This window comes from Natronomonas salsuginis (assembly GCF_005239135.1).
GTDB classification, from domain to species: Archaea; Halobacteriota; Halobacteria; order Halobacteriales; family Haloarculaceae; genus Natronomonas; species Natronomonas salsuginis.
Genome location: NZ_QKNX01000001.1, coordinates 350257 through 369615, shown reverse-complemented (window position 1 = coordinate 369615; position 19359 = coordinate 350257). Strand labels below are relative to the sequence as shown.

21 protein-coding genes and 1 pseudogene are annotated in these 19359 nt (G+C 66.4%); 16 read left to right on the top strand and 6 right to left on the bottom strand.

Going from position 1 to position 19359, the window contains the following annotated elements; translation table 11 throughout:
• The first annotated feature begins 36 nt into the window (after positions 1-36).
• From DM868_RS02145 to DM868_RS02115, 7 genes are all read left to right on the top strand, one after another.
• The gene (locus DM868_RS02145) at positions 37-1581 is read left to right on the top strand and encodes an ABC transporter ATP-binding protein (protein WP_137275697.1); all 1545 of its coding nucleotides are present in this window, start codon (positions 37-39) and stop codon (positions 1579-1581) included.
• Positions 1578-2771 carry an ABC transporter permease gene (locus DM868_RS02140; RefSeq protein ID WP_137275207.1) on the top strand — a complete coding sequence of 398 codons (1194 nt, stop codon included), beginning with the start codon at positions 1578-1580 and terminating at the stop codon, positions 2769-2771. The genes DM868_RS02145 and DM868_RS02140 overlap by 4 nt, the downstream gene beginning before the upstream one ends.
• Positions 2768-3838, top strand: a complete 1071-nt coding sequence (locus DM868_RS02135; protein ID WP_137275206.1) for an ABC transporter permease — start codon at positions 2768-2770, stop codon at positions 3836-3838. The genes DM868_RS02140 and DM868_RS02135 overlap by 4 nt, the downstream gene beginning before the upstream one ends.
• Before the next feature lie 42 nt (positions 3839-3880).
• Complete coding sequence (locus tag DM868_RS02130; protein WP_137275205.1) at positions 3881-4465, top strand: NADPH-dependent FMN reductase; 585 nt, start codon at positions 3881-3883, stop codon at positions 4463-4465.
• A gap of 66 nt (positions 4466-4531) precedes the next feature.
• Positions 4532-6598 carry an OB-fold nucleic acid binding domain-containing protein gene (locus tag DM868_RS02125; protein WP_137275204.1) on the top strand — a complete coding sequence of 689 codons (2067 nt, stop codon included), beginning with the start codon at positions 4532-4534 and terminating at the stop codon, positions 6596-6598.
• A gap of 55 nt (positions 6599-6653) precedes the next feature.
• On the top strand, positions 6654-7562 hold the full coding sequence (locus DM868_RS02120) for a hypothetical protein (protein ID WP_137275203.1): 909 nt from the start codon (positions 6654-6656) through the stop codon (positions 7560-7562).
• Between the two features lie 35 nt (positions 7563-7597).
• Positions 7598-9286 carry a tRNA uridine(34) 5-carboxymethylaminomethyl modification radical SAM/GNAT enzyme Elp3 gene (locus DM868_RS02115; RefSeq protein ID WP_137275202.1) on the top strand — a complete coding sequence of 563 codons (1689 nt, stop codon included), beginning with the start codon at positions 7598-7600 and terminating at the stop codon, positions 9284-9286.
• An 18-nt stretch (positions 9287-9304) separates the two neighbouring features.
• Here DM868_RS02115 and DM868_RS02110 read toward each other — a convergent pair whose 3' ends face one another.
• Positions 9305-9952, bottom strand: coding sequence for a helix-turn-helix domain-containing protein (locus DM868_RS02110; RefSeq protein WP_137275201.1), 648 nt, complete (start codon positions 9950-9952; stop codon positions 9305-9307).
• Between the two features lie 129 nt (positions 9953-10081).
• On the opposite strand from DM868_RS02110, the gene DM868_RS02105 reads away from it, so the two are divergent.
• Together DM868_RS02105 and DM868_RS02100 are read left to right on the top strand one after the other, a co-directional pair.
• Positions 10082-10459 (top strand): winged helix-turn-helix domain-containing protein, encoded by a 378-nt coding sequence (locus tag DM868_RS02105; RefSeq protein WP_137275200.1) that lies wholly within the window; start codon positions 10082-10084, stop codon positions 10457-10459.
• Positions 10460-10592: 133 nt separating this feature from the next.
• Positions 10593-10730, top strand: a complete 138-nt coding sequence (locus DM868_RS02100) for a DUF7560 family zinc ribbon protein (protein ID WP_137275199.1) — start codon at positions 10593-10595, stop codon at positions 10728-10730.
• A gap of 21 nt (positions 10731-10751) precedes the next feature.
• Here DM868_RS02100 and DM868_RS02095 read toward each other — a convergent pair whose 3' ends face one another.
• On the bottom strand, positions 10752-11204 hold the full coding sequence (locus DM868_RS02095) for a pyridoxamine 5'-phosphate oxidase family protein (protein WP_137275198.1): 453 nt from the start codon (positions 11202-11204) through the stop codon (positions 10752-10754).
• A 47-nt stretch (positions 11205-11251) separates the two neighbouring features.
• The gene (locus DM868_RS02090; protein WP_137275197.1) at positions 11252-11455 is read right to left on the bottom strand and encodes a DUF7511 domain-containing protein; all 204 of its coding nucleotides are present in this window, start codon (positions 11453-11455) and stop codon (positions 11252-11254) included.
• 119 nt (positions 11456-11574) lie between these two features.
• Here DM868_RS02090 and DM868_RS02085 point away from each other — a divergent pair, with 119 nt between their 5' ends.
• Together DM868_RS02085 and DM868_RS02080 are read left to right on the top strand one after the other, a co-directional pair.
• Positions 11575-11808: a DUF2249 domain-containing protein gene (locus tag DM868_RS02085; RefSeq protein ID WP_137275196.1), complete on the top strand. Its 234-nt coding sequence runs from the start codon at positions 11575-11577 to the stop codon at positions 11806-11808.
• Between the two features lie 236 nt (positions 11809-12044).
• A complete protein-coding gene (locus DM868_RS02080) occupies positions 12045-12368 on the top strand; it encodes a pterin cluster protein (RefSeq protein ID WP_246049013.1) in 324 nt (107 codons plus the stop codon).
• A 7-nt stretch (positions 12369-12375) separates the two neighbouring features.
• Here DM868_RS02080 and DM868_RS15700 read toward each other — a convergent pair.
• A pseudogene (locus tag DM868_RS15700) lies at positions 12376-12570 on the bottom strand (HPP family protein); the annotation flags it as partial.
• Between the two features lie 98 nt (positions 12571-12668).
• Here DM868_RS15700 and DM868_RS02070 point away from each other — a divergent pair.
• The 3 genes from DM868_RS02070 to DM868_RS02060 all read left to right on the top strand — a co-directional run bounded on the left by DM868_RS02070 (position 12669) and on the right by DM868_RS02060 (position 15245).
• On the top strand, positions 12669-13706 hold the full coding sequence (locus DM868_RS02070) for an NAD(P)/FAD-dependent oxidoreductase (protein WP_137275195.1): 1038 nt from the start codon (positions 12669-12671) through the stop codon (positions 13704-13706).
• A 72-nt stretch (positions 13707-13778) separates the two neighbouring features.
• On the top strand, positions 13779-14516 hold the full coding sequence (locus tag DM868_RS02065) for an SDR family NAD(P)-dependent oxidoreductase (RefSeq protein WP_137275194.1): 738 nt from the start codon (positions 13779-13781) through the stop codon (positions 14514-14516).
• 78 nt (positions 14517-14594) lie between these two features.
• The gene (locus DM868_RS02060; protein WP_137275193.1) at positions 14595-15245 is read left to right on the top strand and encodes a hypothetical protein; all 651 of its coding nucleotides are present in this window, start codon (positions 14595-14597) and stop codon (positions 15243-15245) included.
• Between the two features lie 31 nt (positions 15246-15276).
• On the opposite strand, the gene DM868_RS02055 is transcribed toward DM868_RS02060, so the two are convergent.
• Positions 15277-16044: a hypothetical protein gene (locus tag DM868_RS02055; RefSeq protein ID WP_137275192.1), complete on the bottom strand. Its 768-nt coding sequence runs from the start codon at positions 16042-16044 to the stop codon at positions 15277-15279.
• A gap of 124 nt (positions 16045-16168) precedes the next feature.
• On the opposite strand from DM868_RS02055, the gene DM868_RS02050 reads away from it, so the two are divergent.
• The gene (locus DM868_RS02050; protein ID WP_137275191.1) at positions 16169-16687 is read left to right on the top strand and encodes a hypothetical protein; all 519 of its coding nucleotides are present in this window, start codon (positions 16169-16171) and stop codon (positions 16685-16687) included.
• Between the two features lie 8 nt (positions 16688-16695).
• On the opposite strand, the gene DM868_RS02045 is transcribed toward DM868_RS02050, so the two are convergent.
• Positions 16696-17397, bottom strand: coding sequence for an ArsR/SmtB family transcription factor (locus DM868_RS02045; protein WP_137275190.1), 702 nt, complete (start codon positions 17395-17397; stop codon positions 16696-16698).
• Positions 17398-17542: 145 nt separating this feature from the next.
• Between DM868_RS02045 and infB the strand changes: the two genes are divergently transcribed.
• Positions 17543-19351 (top strand): translation initiation factor IF-2, encoded by a 1809-nt coding sequence (gene infB / locus DM868_RS02040; RefSeq protein WP_137275189.1) that lies wholly within the window; start codon positions 17543-17545, stop codon positions 19349-19351.
• Positions 19352-19359 lie beyond the last annotated feature (8 nt).

Here is a 19359-nt window from a genome sequence, read left to right as displayed (position 1 = left end):
GAAACCGGCGGTCCAGACCGGCATACAATGCTCCGCATGACCAAGGCAGTCCATTTACAAAACATAACCAAGCGGTTTCCGGGAGGCGTCCTCGCTAACGACGGGGTCGACCTCGCGGTCGAGAAGGGCACGGTGCACGCGCTGCTCGGTGAGAACGGTGCGGGAAAGACGACGCTAATGAACGTCCTGTACGGGCTCTACGAGCCGACTGACGGGACGATCCGCGTCGACGGCGACCCGGTGGCGTTCGACTCGCCGCAGGACGCCATCGAGCACGGCGTCGGGATGATTCACCAACACTTCACGCTCGTGGATCCGATGACGGTCCTCGAAAACGTCGCGCTGGGCTGGGAACCGGTCAAGTACGGCGGGGTCGCGGTCGACGACGACCGCGTCGAGTCGGAGATTCGAGCGCTGAACGAGCGCTACGGGTTCGACCTCGGGGACGTGGTACGCACGCCGATCCAGGAGTTGAGCGTCGGCGTCCAACAGCGCGTCGAAGTCATCAAGACGCTGTACCGCGGGGCGGACGTGTTCATCTTCGACGAGCCGACGGCCGTGTTGACGCCGCAGGAGGCGACCGACCTGTTCCGGATCTTCGAAGAGCTGACCGCACAGGGCAAGACGATAATCTTCATCACCCACAAGCTCGACGAGGCGCTGAGCGCGGCCGACGAGGTCACCGTCCTTCGCGAGGGCAGGAACGTCGAGACGGTCGCCGCCGACGAAACGAACGAGGAGGCCCTCGCACAGAAGATGGTCGGCCGGGACGTCCTGTTGGACGTCGAACCGCGCCAGACGTCGAAGGGGAACGAGCGGCTCTCGGTGTCGAATCTGACCGTCGAAAACGAGCGCGGGATCGAGAAGGTAACGAACCTCGATCTCTCTGTGCATGCCGGGGAGATCCTTGGGATCGCCGGCGTGGACGGCAACGGTCAAACGGAGCTCGTCGAGGCGATCACGGGGCTGCAGGACGTCGCAGCCGGCACGATCGAGTTCGACGGCGACGATGTCACGAACGACTCGCGTCGAACGCGCATGGCGCGCGGACTGTCGTATATCCCGGGCGAACGGCAAGAACGGGCGCTCGTCCTCGATTTCGACCTGGTGAAAAACGCGGTGCTCGGGAGCCAGCGTCGGTCGGCGTTCAGCGACGGGCGGCGGATCGACTGGGACGCGGCCAGATCGCACACTGAGGAGATCATCCGCACCTACGACGTTCGACCGCCGGACCCGACCGCGATCGCGCGGTCGCTGTCTGGGGGAAATCAACAGAAGTTCGTCGTCGGACGTGAGTTTGCCCGCGATCCGGACATCGTAGTCGCGGCCCATCCCACGCGCGGCGTCGACATCGGAAGCATGGAATTCATCCACGAACAGCTCTTGGAGATGCGAGAACGCGGCGTCGCAATCTTGCTCGTCTCGGCGTCGCTTGACGAAGTGACCGGCCTCTCGGACCGGATCGGCGTCATCCACGACGGCTCGTTCGTCGACGTGGTCAGGCCGGACTCGGTCACCGAAGAGCGGCTTGGACTGCTGATGGCCGGCGAACGACCCGAAAGGACGGTGAACACCTCGTGACGTCCGTCTGGGACCGCCTCGAGCGCCTGTTCGATGCGTTGCTCGGACTCTCGGCGAGCGAGCGAATACTGCTGAGTCTGGCCGCCGTCGTCGCGGCCATCGTCGTCGGGATGGGGATCATCCTGGCCGCGGGGTCGATGGCCGCCTGTTCGTCGCCGAAGCTCGTCGTCTTCGGCGTGCAGTTTTGCTACGATCCGATCGAGGTGTACACCGTGTTGATCGGTGGCGCGTTCGGGAACTCCTACAACGTCGCCGCCACGCTTCAGCGCACGACGCTGCTTTTGTGCACCGGATTGAGCTTCGCCATCGCGTACAAGGGCGGCCTCTTCAACATCGGAGCGCAGGGGCAGTTCGTCCTCGGATCGCTGGCGACGACCGTCGTCGTCCTCGCGCTCGCCCCGTTGGCACCGACGGGCGTCGCCGGGGGCGCGCTGCTCGTTTCCGCTGGGGTACTGGCCGGCTGTGTCGTCGGAGGACTGTACGGCCTCTTGCCGGGATTCTTGAAGGTCCAGTACGACACCAACGAGGTCATCACGACGCTGCTTTTGAACTTCATCGCGACGGCGGTCGCGTTCGTCCTCGTCGACCGATATTTCAACGACGAGACGGTGCAGGGAACCGCGACCGAATCGATCCCGGACGTGGCGACGCTCGACCCGCGGGTGTTCCCACAGGGAAGCGAGTTTTCGCTGCCGGTCTTCGTCCTCGCGCTCGTCGTCGTGGGGCTGTTCTTCTACTTACTCACGCGGACGACGATCGGCTACGACATTCAGTCGGTCGGGACGCAGCCAAAGGCGGCCGCCTTCGGCGGCGTCAGCGAGCGGTTCACCACGCTGTTTTCGATGACGCTCGCCGGCGTGATCGCCGGACTCGGTGGTGCGATCTTTATTCTGATGGTGCTCGGCCGGTGGCAAAGCGGCGCGCCGTCGGTGGGGTTCGACGGGATCGCCGTCTCGATCCTCGCCGGAAACAACCCGATCGGGCTGATACCGGCTGGACTGCTGTTCGGCGCGCTCGACAGCGGCAGTCAGGCCATCGAGTTCCAACTCGACGTGCCCGGTGAGCTCATCGGCGTGTTGCAGGGACTGATTATCCTCTTCGTCGCGACGCCGGAACTGTTCCGGATGCTCGGTAGCCACCTCGACCGACGCGGAACGGTCGACCTTCGGAACGAGGGGGCGGACCGATGAGCGTTCTCGGCCGAACGACGCTCAAGTGGGGACTGCTGGTCGTCGCGGCGATCGGGGCGCTGTTCGTCGGACAGTTCCTCGCACCGGCGGGCTCGGTGACAGCACAGGTGTTTGACGCGCTGCTCACGACGAGTTACGCCAGCGCCGTCCTCCGCGTCAGCGTGCCGATCGGCTTCGCGGCGCTCGGCGGCATCTTCGCCGAGAAATCCGGCGTCATCAACATCGGTATCGAGGGATTTCTCGTGCTCTCTGCGCTGAGCAGCGTCGTCGCGTTCCACGGGCTCGCCGAGGCGGGCGTCGGGACGACCGCGGCGCTTTGGACCGCGTTCCTCGCGGGCATCCTCGTGAGCGTCGCCGCGGCGGCCGTGTTCGCCGTCTTCGTCATCCGGTACGAGGCCGATCAGGTCATCGCCGGGCTGGCGATCTGGCTGATCTCCCTCGGCGTCGCGCCGTTCGTCTCGCTCGTGCTGTTCGAGAGCGTCAACAGCCCGTCCGTGGAGACGTTCGGGACGTGGCGGATCCCGCTGCTCGCGGACATTCCCGGAATCGGCCCGGTGTTGTTCGACGCGTCGCCGATGGTGTATCTGCTGCTCGTCGCGACGCCCGTCAGTTGGTACGTGCTCAGACACACGCGGCTCGGCCGGCGAATCAGAGCCAGCGGCGAGAATCCCAGAGCGCTCGATACGGCCGGAGTGAGCGTCAGTCGGACCCGATACGTCGGCGTCTTGCTCTCCGGCGTTCTCTGCGGTATCGGCGGCGCGGGCTTCACGCTCGGCCAGCTCGGCCGGTTCGTCGGCGCGGGCCAGACGAGCATCGACGGCCGCGGCTTCCTTGGAATCGTCGCGTACCTGTTCGGCAACTACAATCCGATCACCTCGCTGGGCGGCGCGCTCCTGTTCGCCAGTTTCGACTCCCTGCAGCTTCGGCTCCAACAGATCTCCGAACTGGACGTCCCGAGCGCGCTGTTCGGCGTCTTGCCCTTCATCGTCGTCATCGTCGTGTTGACGCTCATCGGTGGGACCCGCCTGCCGGCGGCGCTCGGCCAACACTACGACGACGAGGAGTAGCCACCGTGAACGTCTTTGTCCCGACCCGCGAACTGATCACCCATGACCGAGATACGGGTCGCAGCACTCGTCGGCAGCCTGCGTGACGGCAGCTACACCCGGCCGGCGTGTCGGCACGCGCTCGACGAGGCGGCGACGTACGAAGCGGTCGAGACGGATCTCGTCGATCTCCGCGACGTGTCGTTGCCGGTGTACGACGCCGCCGACGACGAGGCGGGCGACGCGGCCGAACTCAGAGCGCGGCTCCGCGATGCTGACTCGATCATCCTCGGGAGCCCCGTCTACCACGGCTCGTACGCCTCGGCGCTGAAGAACGCGCTCGATTACTGCGGCTTCGACGAGTTCGAAGACACGACGGTCGGACTGCTGTGCGTCGCTGGGGGATCGTTCCCGACGACGACGCTCGATCACCTCCGAGCCGTGAGTCGCGCGCTCGACGCGTGGGTCGTCCCGCATCAAGTGGCGATCCCGAGAGCCCATCGCTGCTTCGAGAACGGCGAGATCGTCGACGAGGACGTTCGCGATCGCGTGGAAGTGCTCGGCCGCCGGATGGTCGAGTACGCGAGTATCGAACCGGATCCGCGGACGATCGAGTCGACCCAAAACGTTGGCGCAAACGATCGGTGAGGCCACCGACAGCGGGGCGCGTGGATTCCGACAACCGTTTTAAGCCCCAACTGTTGTGTTCCGCTAATGGGTAACTGTATCATTTGCGGCACGTCCGCCGACGGACCGATCTGTGAGGTCCACCAAGAGGACGTCGTCTTCGAATTCACTGGAAACCAACCGTCGCAGCTGACGCCCGGACGCTTCTATCTCGGGAGCGTCGACGGCTACGCCGATTTCGGTGTGTTCGTCAACATCGGTCACGTCACCGGATTGCTCCACAGAAGCAAGCTCGATCGACGACTCGAGAGCCTCGATTGGGAGGTTGGCGATGAGGTCTGTGTGCAGGTCAACAACGTTCGCGACAACGGCGACATCGACCTCAACTGGTCGATCCGACAGTCGCCGGACGACTTCCGCGGGCGACTCGTCCAGACGCCCGAGGGCGACGAACTCCCCGAGAAGGACGACGAGGACGAGCCGCAAGCGGAACCCGACCCCGAGCCGGACGCTGACGCCGATGCCGACACCGACGACGAACCCACGGCCGGAGAGCCGGGGACGACGGGCGGCGCCGACGAGCAAAGCGGCGGCAACCCGAGCGACGCCGAACTGGCGGAGCTGGCGACTGATTCCGACGCGGCCGAGGCAGCGGCCGAGGCGGCCGACATCGAGCGCGTCGAAATCGACTCACTCGAAGATCGCGTCGGCGAGATGGTTCGGCTCGAAGGGACGCTCGCCTCGGTCCGACAGACGTCCGGACCGACGGTGTTCGAACTCCGCGACGAAACCGGTATCGTCGACTGTGCGGCGTTCATCGAAGCCGGTGTCCGAGCGTACCCGGACGTCGACGTCGACGATGTCGTGCGGTTGGATGGCGAAGTGCAGCTTCGACGCGGCGAGATCCAGGTCGAGACCGAATCGCTCGTCGCGCTCGACGACGAGGCACAGTCGACCGTCGAGACGCGGATCGACGACGCCCTCGAGGACCGCGCGAGTCCCGAACCGTTCGAGCCGATCGCGGACGATCCCGAGATCGCGGCCGTCGTTGATGACGCCGAGGCCGCCGCGACGGAGATCCGTCGCGCGGTGATCGAGTCTCGTCCGATCGTCGTTCGCCACGACGCGACGGCCGACGGCTACGTCGCCGGGGCGGCGATCGAGCGTGCCGTCCTCCCGCTCGTCGAGGCCGAACACGGGACGGCCGACGCGGTCTATCACTACTTCGACCGCCGACCGCTCGAGGACGGCGTCTACGACATGAACGACGCGACGAAGGACGTGACGCGCATGCTCTCCGACCGCGACCGTCACGGCGAGACGCTGCCGCTGTTCGTGTTCGCCGCCGCCGGCTCGACGGCGGCTTCGACGGACGGCCTCGAGCTGTTGGACATCTACGACGCCCCGCGCGTCGTCCTCGACGGACGCAGCGCCGACGAAGCGGTCGCCGAGCGCGTCGACTCGCTCGTCACGGTCGAGGATCGGACCGCCTCGACCGTCGCCGCCACCCTCGCCGCGGCGGTCAACGGCGACGTTCGCGATGACGTGCGCCACCTGCCGGCGGTGAGCTACTGGGCGGACGCCCCAGCAGTCTACGACGAACTCGCCGTCGAGGCCGGCGTCGACGCCAAAGCAGCGAAGCAGCTTCGCGAATCGATCGCGCTGGAGGCGTACTATCAGTCCTACGAGGACAAACGCGAGCTCATCATCGATCTGCTGTTCGAGAAGCGGACCGGCCTCGCCGCGCAGGTCTCCGAACAGTTCGGGACGAAACTCGACGCGGAACTCGACACAGCCGTCCCGAACCTCGACGAGCGGACCGTCGACGGCGTCTCGGTGGCCGTCCTCGACACGGACGCGTACACGCACCGATACGACTTCCCGCCGACGCGACTCCTGCTGGACGAACTCTCCCGTCGGCTCGACTCGGCTGCGGTCATCGGCGTCGGCACCGACGAACTCCACGTCCGAACCAATGGCCAACTGGATCTCGGCGCGGTCGTCGCTCAGCTCGAATCGGCGGCACCGGACGCCGGCATCGCCGACCCCGGCGCTCGCGAGCCGAAAATCGAGTTCCTCGTCGGCGAACGCGACGTGGTCATCGAAGTTGCTGTCGAAGCTGTCGGGGCGGCAATCGCGACGCCGTCGGCGTAACCCCGAACCGCCGGCACCGATCGAACTTTTATCTTTCGCGCTCGTATTCGCGGACATGCACCGTCGAACGTTTCTCGCAGGCGTCTCGGCGGTCGTTGCGGGCTGTAGCAGTCGCGAGGAGCCGGACGTGCTACGCCCGACTGTCACACCGGTCGAGGTACCCTCGGATCCGCGTATGGCGGGCGCTGCGATCCCGGTCGGCGAGTCGCAGTTCGGTGCGGACGTACGCGGACCCGATGGCGTTACCTGCTTTCACCGGCTCGACGACCGATCCGAATCGGCGTACGTCGCGCCCTCTAGAGAACGGTTCACCCCGAAGAATCCGGCCGGGTCGATGTACGTCACGAACGGGAACACGGCCGAGCTCGTGGTCGAAACCGGCTGGGAGCTGCTGAAAGACAGCGGTCATCGGTGGGTGCCGATCAACGCACCACAGGCTGGACGGAGCGAGATCTCCGTGCTCGCCCCCAACGACCGATGGCGACGGGGACACGTCGTACGGCAAGTGTTCGGACTGTCGGTGTTGGGGCCGGGGCGATACGTCCGCGTCGAGTCGGTGCGCCGCAGAGGCGACCGCGAACCGCAGTCGATTGGCGCGCTGTTCGAGGTCAACGGAACGCAGTTCCGCATGGTCCCGAGACGGGAGCCGACCGCCCGCGGTGACGACGTCGTCCGAATCGACACCGGATTGCGGGCCGAGATGGATCTCGTCTTCGAACGGGTGGACGACGCGGCGGACGCCGTCGAGCTCGTGCCGGAGGCGGTCGGCGCGATCCCGATGTTCTGGGACTCGATCCCCCAACTTCGCGACGTGTCGACCGTGCGGTTTCGAAACGCCGGGGCAGATGTGGCGTTCAGATACCTCGACTCGGCGACGGTCCGGGACGAACCCGTCGGTCCCGGGGACCTCCTCGCCGTCGAGGACGTGACCTTCACCGTCCGAATCGTCGAACACAACCGCTAGCCATTTCCCGTCGCGCCCCGTTGTGCCGGTAGCGAATGAGTACCGACGTCGATCCCGCGGAGTCAGAGGCGTTCGAACGCGTCTGTGCGTCGCTCGTCGAGTCGATTCTCGCCGGCGAGATCGACCGCGACGACGTCGAGAGCGCGAAGATGGACGCCTGCCGCGAACACTCCGCGCCGAAAGTGCCGAAGAACACCGAACTGCTCGACTACGCGCCCGACGAGCACCGCGAGGAGCTCGAATCGGTGCTCCAGCGGAAACCGGTCCGGACGGCGTCGGGCGTCTCCCCGGTCGCGATCATGACCTCGCCGCACACGTGCCCGCACGGCAAGTGTCTGTACTGTCCGGGCGGGCCGGCCTCTGAGTTCTCCTCATCGCAGAGCTACACGGGCCACGAGCCGGCGGCGGCGCGGGGCGTCCAAAACGACTACGACCCGTACGGGCAGGTAACGCTTCGGCTCCACCAGCTTCGGGAGATCGGTCACCCCGTCGACAAGGTCGAACTCATCCTGATGGGCGGGACGATGACCGCGCGGAGCCACGACTACCAGGAGTGGTTCGTCAAGCGCGCGCTGGAGGCGATGAACGACTACGACCTCGACGCGTCGCCGGCACCGAGCGAATCCGAGTCGTTCAAGCCGGATCCCAGTGACGCCGAGTTCAGGTACCTCGAGGACGTGATCGCCGAAAACGAGACGAACGAGATCCGGAACATCGGGACGACGTTCGAGACGAAGCCCGACTGGTGTGACCCCGAACAGATCGACCGGATGCTCGCGCTGGGCGGGACGAAGGTCGAGGTCGGCGTCCAGACGACCTACGAGCGGGTCAACCGTGAGATGCACCGCGGCCACGGCATCCAGGCGTCGCTCGACGCGAATCGTCGGCTCCGTAACGCCGGGTTCAAAGTCGGCTTTCACATGATGCCCGGCCAGCCGGGAATGTCGGCGGAGATGTGTTTGCAGGACTTCCGTGAGCTCTTCGAGAACGCCGACTGGCGGCCGGACTACCTCAAGATCTATCCGACGCTCGTCGTCCGCGACACGATCACCTACGACATGTGGCGGCGCGGAGAGTACGAGCCGCTCACGAACGAGGAGGCCGCGGAACTCGTCGCAGAGATCAAATCGATGATCCCGCGGTACACCCGGCTCCAGCGGGTGCAGCGCGACATTCCCGCGGACTTCATCGACGCGGGCGTCTGGAAGTCGAACCTCCGCCAGCTGGCTCGACAGCGGATGGAGGAACACGGCTGGACGTGCGAGTGCATCCGCTGTCGGGAGGTCGGGATGAACGATGCCGAGCCGGACACCGTCGAGCTGGACGTACACACCTACGAGGCCGCCGGCGGGACGGAACACTTCATCTCCGCCGAGGACTTCGAGCAGGACCTCCTGATCGGCTTCTGTCGGCTCCGGTTCCCCGGCGGCTCGCCCGACGAGGGGCCGCTCCCGACGGACGACCCGATCAGGCCCGAACTCGAAGGCGCGGCCGTGGTCCGCGAACTCCACGTCTACGGCAGCGAGGTCGGCGTCGGGGAGGCGAGCGGCGACGACCACCAACACCGGGGCTACGGCCGTCGATTGCTCGAAACGGCCGAGGCGATGGCGGCGGACGCCGGCTTCGAGAAACTGTCGGTCATCTCAGGGATCGGCGTCAGAGAGTACTACCGCGAGAAACTCGAGTACTATCAGGATGGCCCGTACGTTTCGAAGCGGCTGTAAGCCGAGATGTCATCGCGGTTAAATGTCCAAAATCGCGTCCATCAACTTCGACTGGGACGCCGCCAGGTGCTCGGAGAACGTCGAGGTGGTGATCCCGAGTTCGTCGGCGACCTCGCCGGCGTTCGCCCCTTTCGGATGCTCGAAATAGCCCATCGAGTTCGCGGTTTCGAGCACCTCGCGTTGGCGTTCGGTGAGTCGGCTCCGGTCGAGCAACACCAGATCGTCCTCGGGCGCGTCGTGTTCGCTGCGGAGCAGCCGTCGCACGTCCACCGCCGAGTACCGGTTCCGGAGCGTCACGATCGTCTCCTGAAGCGTCTCCATGTCGGTCGCGTGGAAGACGAGGTACAGCGAGCCGTCGCGTGCGTGGAGGTCGACGATCGGGCAGTCGAACAGCTCGACGGTTTCGCATGGACAGCCGCGGCCGCGCTCGCGGCTGAATCGGTACATCGTCTTCGCGCCGTAATCGAAGATTTCGGTCAACTCGACGCTCGCTTCGGGGTCGCCGCCGCTCTCGAGCATGAACTCCTCGTTGACCCGGTCGGGCGCTCCGCCCGTGACGCCGCGCGCGATTGTGTATGACGGCGAACCGAGATCAGACGACGCCTCGACGATCGGGCAGGTCCCGTCGGCGGCGACGCGGATCTCAGCGCGGATCCCCGAACCCATCGAGCGGGCTTGAATCCGGACGCACCTAAGTCTGTCTGCTGTCGCGAATCCCTCGGCCGCGTTATAAAATACCCTCTATACTGAGGGATGGATTACGCCACCGGACAGGACGTTGCGTAAGACACGACAATGGCAGCCGAAGTTCACCCGAGAGATGGCCTACGAGCGACGACGAAGGACCGTTCGAGCGTGGCCGACTGCGGGGCGATCCTGGCCGCGCTTGAGGATCCCGACTGCCGGGCGCTGCTCGAAGCGACGACTGACGAGGCGCTGACCGCGGGCGAGCTGACCGAGCGGTGCGACGTCCCGCGCTCGACGACCTACCGAAAACTCGAACAGCTGACCGAGGCGGGGCTCGTCGAAGAGCGCGTTCGGCTCAGCACCGACGGCAAACACGCGAGCGAGTATCGGCGAACGTTCGACGACGTCACCATCTCGCTCGGGGAGTCCGAGGGCCTGACCATCGGGCTCTCCTCGAGTGTCGCGACGCCAGAGGCGGCCGACTGACAGTGTCGACTTTCGGCGCTTCCGACCCGAATCGCACGAATCGACTGCCGCAGCCGTCCGAAACCCAATCGATATATCACATAGAATGTCGTACACGCGAAACGACCGCACGCCCGGTGGCCGAGATCCGACAATGAGTACGTACATCTTCGTCTGCCCCGACTGCAAACAGGAGATCGAGGTCAACGCCTCGATGCGAGAGGCGATCCTCTCGAGCGGCTGTCCGGTGTGCATCGAGTCCGTGAGGGCGACGCACTTCGAGATGGCGTGACCCGGGCAGCCAGCGCGCGGGCTACTTTTCGCGGGAGATTTCGATGAGACGGCCGCTGAGCGTCTCCGGGTCGAGCCGGTAGAGTTCGATATCGAGTTCCCCCTTCTGTTTCGGCCATATCTCGAAGAGCGGCCGCTTGGCGTCGCCGTACTGTTGGACATCTTCGACGGTCAGTTCCTGCGGGTCAATCCGAACGAGCGTCCCGGTGGCGATGACGCTCCGATACGTGTCGCCGTCGGCCTCGTAGACGACCAACCGTGCGTCCGGATTCGAGTCGAGAAATCGTCGCTTTTCGCTCTCCGGGGTCGAGACCAATCGCGTGTAAAACTGCCCGTTCGACGCATCGTACCCGTACGATATCGGGATCGCGTACGGCTCGTCCGTCCGCGCGAGCGACATCACCCCCGTCTCGTGGGATCCGAGGAAGGCATCGGTCTCCTCGGGCGACATCTTGGTCCGGCGATCGATTGCCATACGCCGAAAACCGTCCCCCAATACTTATCATTGACTTATGCTGGTGGTCAGCGCCACGCCGAGAGCTCGACGATCACTCCTCGGTCAGCGCTGATCCACTGGGTGAGCCGCTCGTCGCCGTCCGCATTCTGCGGGACGAACGTGTACTCGCCGTTCGGATCGTCGGGACCGTTCGGGAGCACTTCGAGGGTGTAAGGGTGTCCCGATGCCCGACCGCGCTTCGATCCGAACCCGCTGGTGGAGTCGGTCATGTGCGACGGTTGGAGGCGCGGCACATAAATCGCCCCGGGGGATCTCAGGCGGCGGGATCGCGCCGTCCGAACGTGTTCGGCAACGGCGTCTCGGGAGGTGAACGGGTAGCCGAGCGTGCATGTCCGGTACCACACTCGACGTTCGAGACGTCCCGCCGGCGGAGCGCCACCCAAAGATCCACTCGGCCTTTGGGGAGTGGTCGCCCGGCGAGACGCTGACGATCCTCGAGGACCACGAACCGAAGCCGTTGTTCTGCGAGTTCCAAGCGGAGGTTGAGGCCTTCGACGCCGAGGGCTACGAGGTCGAACAGCGACATCCGAACGAGTTCGTCGCCCGATTCCCGAAGCGGTAACGGCCTAACGGCTACTCCCAGATCGCGGTCACGGCGCTGTCGTCAGTTTCGATCGTCGCGTAGGTGTATCCTCTGTCATCGAGCTTCGGTAGAGAAACTGCGGCTCTCGGTCGTTGAGCTGTACCACGGTCACGTCGTCGTCCATTTCGGCAGCCGTTCGCGGGCGTTCGCGACCACCGGGGACCCGCTCGCGAGCGATCCGCTTTGCGCGTACGTTCCGGCAGGGTACGACTGCGATCTCCCGGCGGGCGTCGAGGACGCAAACGACCGTCGAGGTCCGATGTACCGGCAACGTCAGGACTGAGATCGGCAAGCACAGCTTCGAGTACACCTTCGAGGGATCGACGCTCCGGGACTTCTTGAAGGTCTTCTTCGAGGAGTACGACGTCGCGGACATGCCCATCGCCGAGACCGAAGCGGACGCGACGACGGGCGGCTGGGCTCCGACCGACGGCGACCCGTCGGGGACCCGGAAGAAGAACCCCGAGGGCGAACGGGCGCGCGCGTTCGCTCGCGTGGCGATCAACGATCGAAGAACGACCCCACGATCGCGGGTGTGACTCCGAGCGCGAACCCGGCGACTGTGTCGATGGCGTGGCTACCGACGACCCGGTACGTTCGGGCCCGGTCGAATGTCAAGGTGAACGCTGACGGACCGAGACTCGGGAAGATGAACGGCCGGCCGCTCGCCCACGGGAGCAGCCCGAGCGCGGTGAACAACACCCCGGCGTAGAGGCTCGTCCCGAGCCGCCGTCTGACCATGGTCGTCCTCCATCGATGAGGGTTCTAATCGTTGGGATACGCCGTCGCGGATGACCGCGAAACCGGTGTTTTAGTGCGTTCGGCACGTCCGGAGAGGTATGCAAACCATCGGGATCGTCGGTGCCGGTGCGGCCGCCGCCGCCGCGGCGTTCACCATCGAACGAACCGTCCCCAAGGCCGACGTGACCGTCCTCGAGAAGTCCGGCGGGCTCTGCGGCCGCGCCGCGACTCGGCGAGGCGACGGCCTCATCTACGACTACGGCGCGAACTACGTCAAATCCGACGACGAGCGCGTCGTCGAACTCCTCACCGAGACGCTGGAAACGGACGGAATCGCGGATATCTCCGAGCCGATCTACACCTTCGATAGATCGGGAGCAGTCTCGCCGGGGCGCGACGCGGACGGTCACAAGTGGAGCTACGAAACCGGCCTGACCCAGATCGCAAAGCGGCTCTTCGAGCGGGCCGAGGCGACGGTTCACCGACGAACGCCCGTCGAGACGATCCGGCGAGATGGCGAGAGCTGGACGCTCGTCGACGCGGAGGGCGGCTCGTGGGGACCGTTCGACGTGTTGTGTCTGAATCCGCCCGCGCCGCAGACGGCCGCGTTGCTCGACGACGCCGAGTGGGACGACGAGCGTGGGGACGCGCTCCGCGAGGCGGCCGCAGCGGTTCCGTATCGGACGATTTGGACGGCCGTCCTTCGGTATCCCTTCCGGCTCGATCGCCCGTACTACGGGCTCGTCAATCCCAAAAAGGACCACGCTGTCGGGTGGATCTCCCGCGAGGAGTGCAAAACGGGGCACGCCCCCGAGGGCGAGTCGGTGCTCGTCGTACAGGCGGGCGGCGAGTGGTCGAGCGAGCACTACGACCGCGACCCCGCCGAGAACGTCGCCGAGTTGGCCGAACTCGCGGCGGACATCGTCGGCGACGAGCGCCTCGGAGAGCCGACGTGGAGCGATCACCAGGGGTGGCGGTACGCGCTGCCCGAGGCTGGCGTCGCGCGCGACCCTGTGCTCGCGGCCGAAGCGGCCGACCTGTACTGTCTCGGCGATTGGGTCGCCGGTGAGGGACGAGTCCACGCGGCGCTTTCGAACGGCCTCGACGTCGGCGAACGAGTCGCGCACTCGATCTGATCCGAGGCCTGGACGTGAGGAGAGCGTCGCCGCCACCCGTCGGTTCAAGACGGCGAGCCCCCTACGTTGTCTATGTCCCTGTCACCGGACCTGAGCGGACGCACGGCGCTCGTGACCGGCAGCGCGAAACGCGTCGGTCGGGAACTACTGCTTCGGATCGCCAACTGTGGTGCGAACGTCGCGGTCCACTACAACGAGAGCGACGCTGCCGCGGAGGCCACCGCAGCGGAAGCGCGCGAGCGCGGCGTCGACGCCGTCACCGTCGGCGCCGACATCACTGACCCGGACGACGTCGACTCGATGTTCGAGGCCGTCGAGTCGGAACTGGGACCGGTCGACGTATTGATCAACAACGTCGGCGACTTCGACGCCCGACACTGGACGAAAATAGAGTGGGAGTCGTGGCGAAACGTCGTCGAAACGACGTTTTACGGGACGGTGCTTTGCTCGCGGCGTGCGCTCCCCGCCATGTGCGAGTCCGGGTGGGGCCGGATCGTCAACGTCGGCTTCGCCGACAGCGACCGGATGCACGCTCACCCGGTGAACTTCCCCTACTTCGTCGCGAAGACCGGCGTGTTGATGTTCACTCGGATGGCGGCCGCCGACACCCAAGACGACGGCGTCACGGTGAACGCCGTCTCGCCGTTCGCCGTCGAGAACACCGTCTCCGACGTGTCGTCGTTCCCGCGTGGGCGGGCGGCCAGCTTCGACGACGTCGCCGCGCCGACGCTGTTTTTCCTGAGCGACGCGGCCGAGTACGTAAGCGGCGAGAACGTCGCGATCGACGGGGGGCGCTTGCCCGAGCGCTGAGGGCTCTGCCGGGACGAGATACGAGATCGCGAGCCATCGGGCCGGAAGACGGAGGCCGCTGGAACCCGTCGTGCGAACATGGCCGAACGCTCCGGGACCTTCCGCGTCTATCGCGTCTTCGAGTCGGTGCCCCACTACAACCTCCAGTCAACGGACGCGCCTACGCTCTACACCGTTTACCAGTCCGGCTACGGCGGGTTGCAGCCATCGGTCGACGAGCTCCGAACCGGCGATCGGATCGAGGCGACCCTCGAGGGCGATCCCGCGGCCGAGTCGGAGCCTTGGCGGCTGACGGCGCTGGAACGGCTCGACCGCGTCGACGCGGGCTTTGCCGTCGGCGTCACGCCGCCCGACGTTGCCCGGGAGGCCTGGGAGCCAGGAGCGACGGAACCCATCTCGGTCACCATGACCGCGGGCGACGACCCGGTCGGGGTCTGCTGTCTGCAGCCCCGCGAACCGCTGCCCGAAGGCGCGTTCGTCCCGAACGTGTTGACTGGGCTGTTGCCGCTCGAGGACCTCTTCGAGTCGATCCCTGGCGTCGGCGATCCGGCCGCCGAGGCGGTGTTCCTCGATCCAGACGAACTGGGCGCGTCGACGCACACGGAGCCCTACGGCGTTCTTCTGCTGTTTTCGGCGGCGGGCCGCGAGCTCGCCGACCGGTTCCGAGCGGAGTACGACTGTCCGCGGGGGACGGACACCCGCCCGTCGTTCGATCCCTACGGGATCTGACCCCGATCCGTCGACGTTGGGTGTGGGGCGGTCACTGCTCCGCAGTCGGGCGCGAACACCGCAGACAGAGCGTGTTCTCGGCGGCCCAGTTGACGTCGGTGCTCCCGCAGTCGGGACAGCGGTGGTGGTCGGTCGAGTACTCCGTCGTCCCGCGGGGGGCGGCGAGGACGCCGGCCTCGGTCACGCGCTCCAACAGCCCCGGGAATCGCTGTCGCTTGTAGGTCGGGCGCGCACCGAGGAAGGCCCCGAGATCGGCGGGGTCGGAGCCGTGGAGGTCCTCCCAGGTGACGGCAATTTCGCCGTTATCCAGGGTTCTGGCGACCTGTTTGATTGGCGCGGCGGCGGCCTCGAAGAGGGGCGTCGTCCCCCAGTACTGTGGCCCCCGCTCGTCCGGCGGCGAGGATTCGTAGGCGTCGGCCGCCTCGTCGTACGCGGTGGCCGCGTCGCCGGTCCCCCCGATCACCCGGAAGTCGGCGACGAACTCCGCGAGGCAGGCCCGCTGGACGGGGCGATCCAGGCCGGCGGCGAGGTCCCGCGCGACGGCGATGCCCTCGACGCTCCGTCGAGTGGCTCGCTCGCCCGCCCCGGCCACGCGGTAGCAGACGGCGGCGGTCGCCAGATACCCGATCCCGATGCCGACCCAGCCCTTCGGGTCGGAGGCGAACGGGTCGACGTCGGGGCGGGGGTCGGCGAGGACGCGCCTCCCGGCGCGGGTGTATCTGTCGCCCGCGGTCCCGTACTCGCGGTCGGCAATAGCCGCGACCGCCTCGCTGCGGTGTCCGCCATCGGATGTACTCATACGTTCGTGTGGGGCCACGGGGTCACAACTGTTGGCTAACCAGACGAACGTGCCGGGATCGCCGGAGGCGTCTCGTCGCTACCGGGTGGGAAAGACCGATACCGCTTGCGATCCAACGGACGGTATGAGCCGCGATCGAACCCGGACTCGGGATCGTTCCGGTGACGGCGATGACGAGTTCCACGCCGAGTTCGAACTCGCCCCGGAGTTCGAGACCGACGCCGACGGACAGCGACCGCGGGCGAGGACCGAGAAGGCGTCGGGAGGCCTCCGTGCCCGCGCCGCCGAGCGCGCCGGGACGCTGTTCGCGCCCCGGATCTTCCTCGCGGCGTTGCTCCTCACCGCGGGCGGCGTCTTCGCTGCGGGCACCGTGATCCCGCTTCCCGGTGCCGGGCTCCTCGGGATCTTCGCCGCAACGTTCCTGTTCGGACTCGTCACCTCGGAGCGCAGATACGCCGAGACAGCCCTGGCGGGCGGACTCGCCGCCGCCGTGAGCACGCTCCTCGACTTCGCCGTCGTGGCTTTCCTCGGCGGCGTCGGGATCTCGCTCGCGGCGCTCGCGGGCGGGATCGGCGCAATCGTTGCAGCGGCCGGGATGTACTTCGGCCGGGACCTCCGAGACGGGCTGACAAGAGAGCTCTGAAGGGCCGGTCAGGGCTCGCCGGCGACGAGTCGCCAGTGGTCGCCGTCGCGGTCGACGACGCCGTGCGCCGAGAGCCCCTCGAGCGCATCGCGGACGATCTCCGGCGGCGCTTCGGCCTTCTTGGCGAGACTTTCGGCCGTTTCCGGGCCGCATGCGAGCCCGCGGAGGAGGTCGCCGTAGAAACGCCCGTCGACCCCCTCGAAGTGTGCGCTGATTCGATCCAGCGTGTCCGTGAGCCGACCCTGCACCCATCTCTGGGCCATCGAGAGCTCGTTTTCGAGTTGTTCGAGCTGTTCGAGGTCCGCAGCGAGGGCGGCGATGTCGCGGTCGTCGGCCCCGCTGTGCGCGTCCTCACGCCCGTCTCTCGCCGCGTTCGCGCGGTCGACGTGCAACGAGACGTGACGCCAGGAGGTGATGTCGAGGTTCGGAGAGGCCGAGTAGGCGCTCTTCGTCCCGAACTCGTACGGCGAGACGTTCACCTCCAGTCGGAGGTTTCTGGCGATCGAGAAATACTTTCGCCGGCCATCGTCGACGTGCGATTCGACTAGCCCGGCCTCTTCGAGCTTTCGGAGGTGGTCGATGACCGCCTTCGGACTCACGCCGAGGTACTCGCTGATCTCCGTAACGTAACAGGGCTTCCGCGAGAGCAATCGCAGGATCCGCCTACGGTTCTCGTTGCCGAGCAGATCGAGCAGTGCGGCGGAGTCCATCTACGACCGCGTAGGAGGCGAGAACGAAAAAGCGTAACGCGAGCGATCGCGGTAGCGGTCGACGGCCGCGTGCTCGGATCCCCGTCGTCCGGACATTGAAACGGTTATATGGCGCGGGGGGCCACAAAGGATAAGGGGCTTTTCTATGTCTGAATCCGACACCACCGACGCCGGAGACGGCACGCAGTTGCGGACGCCGATCGTGGCCGTCCTCGGCCACGTCGATCACGGAAAGACGAGTCTGCTGGACGAGGTCCGCGGCTCCGCCGTCACGGCGGGCGAGGCCGGAGCGATCACCCAACACATCGGGGCGACCGCCGTCCCGCTCTCGACGATCTCGGATATCGCCGGCAGCCTCGTCAACCCGGACGATTTCGACCTGCCCGGCCTGCTGTTCATCGACACGCCGGGACACCATTCGTTCTCGACGCTCCGTTCGCGCGGCGGCGCGCTCGCCGATATCGCCATTCTCGTCGTCGACGTGAACGACGGCTTCCAGCCGCAGACCCACGAGGCGCTCGACATCCTGAAACGCACGCAGACGCCGTTCATCGTCGCCGCGAACAAGATCGACACGATCCCCGGCTGGAACCCCAACCCGGACACGCCGGTGCAGGCGACGCTCGAACGCCAGAGTGATCGGGCGGAGTCGCGGCTCAACGAGAAGCTCTACGAACTCATCGGGGAACTCTCCGAGGAGGGCTTTTCGGCCGACATGTACTGGCGCGTCCAGAACTTCCGTGAGAACATCGGCGTCGTCCCCGTCTCCGCCGAGACCGGCGAGGGGATCCCGGACCTCCTGACCGTCCTCATGGGCCTCTCACAGCGGTATCTCAAATCCGAGATGTCGATCGACACCGAGGGGCCGGGGATCGGGACCGTCCTCGAGGTCAAAGAGGAACGCGGCTTCGGCGCGACGATCGACACCGTCCTCTACGACGGGACGCTCCGGGGCGATGACACCATCGTCGTCGGCGGGAAGAACGAACCGATCATCACGGACGTGCGGGCGCTGCTCCAACCGCGACCGCTGGCGGAGATCCGGACCGAAAAGCAGTTCGAACAGGTCGATATCGTCCGGGCGGCCGCGGGTGTCAAGATCGCCGCGCCGGACCTCGACGACGCGATGGCGGGCGCGCCCGTCCGCGTCGTCCGGGATCGGAACCTCGAGGAGGTCGTCGCGGAGGTCCGCGCCGAACTCGCCGACATCGAGGTCGTCACTGAAGAGCAGGGCGTCGTCGTCAAGGCCGACACGCTCGGCTCGCTCGAAGCGATCGCCGCGGCGCTCGGCGAGGCCGAGATCCCGATCGTCCGCGCGGAAGTGGGCGACGTGGCTCCCCGGGACGTGGCCGTCGCCTCCACGGCCGACGAACCGAAACACGCCGCCATCCTCGCGTTCAACGTCGACGTCCTCGACGACGCTGCTCGCGAGATCGAGCAGGGGAACGTCAATCTCTTCGCTGACGACGTCATCTACCAGCTCATCGAGGAGTACGAGGAACACGTCGCCGCGATCGAGGACGCCCAACAGGAGCAGATCCTCGACAAGATACAACGACCCTGCCGATTCCGCATCCTCGAAGATCACACCTTCAGACAGTCGAACCCGGCCGTCGTCGGCGTCGAGGTTCTCTCGGGGACCCTCAAGCGAAACTCCCGCGTCGTCAAGTGGGCGGGCAACGAGCCCGAGCGCATCGGCGAGCTGAAGTCGCTGCAGGACGCTGGCGAAGACGTCGATTCGGCCCGCGCCGGCGAGTCGATCGCCGCCTCCATCGACGGCCCGACGGTCGGCCGCCAGATCGAGGAGGGCGACGAGCTGTGGACCGAGCTCCCCGAAAAACACGCGAAGATTCTGGAGCAGGAGTTGGCCGACGAAATCCCCGCCGACGAACTGGAGGCGCTGCGGATGTATCTAGACAAACGCCGCAAGCGTGACCCGTTCTGGGGGAAGTAGTCTGTTAG

Coding starts and splice junctions, on each gene's coding strand:
- DM868_RS02105 (WP_137275200.1), top strand. CDS start 10,082: ATGGCAGCCGAAGTTCACCCGAGAGATGGCCTACGAGCGACGACGAAG.
- DM868_RS02065 (WP_137275194.1), top strand. CDS start 13,779: ATGTCCCTGTCACCGGACCTGAGCGGACGCACGGCGCTCGTGACCGGC.
- DM868_RS02050 (WP_137275191.1), top strand. CDS start 16,169: ATGAGCCGCGATCGAACCCGGACTCGGGATCGTTCCGGTGACGGCGAT.
- DM868_RS02130 (WP_137275205.1), top strand. CDS start 3,881: ATGACCGAGATACGGGTCGCAGCACTCGTCGGCAGCCTGCGTGACGGC.
- DM868_RS02145 (WP_137275697.1), top strand. CDS start 37: ATGACCAAGGCAGTCCATTTACAAAACATAACCAAGCGGTTTCCGGGA.
- DM868_RS02115 (WP_137275202.1), top strand. CDS start 7,598: ATGAGTACCGACGTCGATCCCGCGGAGTCAGAGGCGTTCGAACGCGTC.
- infB (WP_137275189.1), top strand. CDS start 17,543: ATGTCTGAATCCGACACCACCGACGCCGGAGACGGCACGCAGTTGCGG.
- DM868_RS02125 (WP_137275204.1), top strand. CDS start 4,532: ATGGGTAACTGTATCATTTGCGGCACGTCCGCCGACGGACCGATCTGT.
- DM868_RS02110 (WP_137275201.1), bottom strand. CDS start 9,952: ATGGGTTCGGGGATCCGCGCTGAGATCCGCGTCGCCGCCGACGGGACC.
- DM868_RS02135 (WP_137275206.1), top strand. CDS start 2,768: ATGAGCGTTCTCGGCCGAACGACGCTCAAGTGGGGACTGCTGGTCGTC.
- DM868_RS02090 (WP_137275197.1), bottom strand. CDS start 11,455: ATGACCGACTCCACCAGCGGGTTCGGATCGAAGCGCGGTCGGGCATCG.
- DM868_RS02070 (WP_137275195.1), top strand. CDS start 12,669: ATGCAAACCATCGGGATCGTCGGTGCCGGTGCGGCCGCCGCCGCCGCG.
- DM868_RS02095 (WP_137275198.1), bottom strand. CDS start 11,204: ATGGCAATCGATCGCCGGACCAAGATGTCGCCCGAGGAGACCGATGCC.
- DM868_RS02045 (WP_137275190.1), bottom strand. CDS start 17,397: ATGGACTCCGCCGCACTGCTCGATCTGCTCGGCAACGAGAACCGTAGG.
- DM868_RS02120 (WP_137275203.1), top strand. CDS start 6,654: ATGCACCGTCGAACGTTTCTCGCAGGCGTCTCGGCGGTCGTTGCGGGC.
- DM868_RS02100 (WP_137275199.1), top strand. CDS start 10,593: ATGAGTACGTACATCTTCGTCTGCCCCGACTGCAAACAGGAGATCGAG.
- DM868_RS02060 (WP_137275193.1), top strand. CDS start 14,595: ATGGCCGAACGCTCCGGGACCTTCCGCGTCTATCGCGTCTTCGAGTCG.
- DM868_RS02085 (WP_137275196.1), top strand. CDS start 11,575: ATGTCCGGTACCACACTCGACGTTCGAGACGTCCCGCCGGCGGAGCGC.
- DM868_RS02055 (WP_137275192.1), bottom strand. CDS start 16,044: ATGAGTACATCCGATGGCGGACACCGCAGCGAGGCGGTCGCGGCTATT.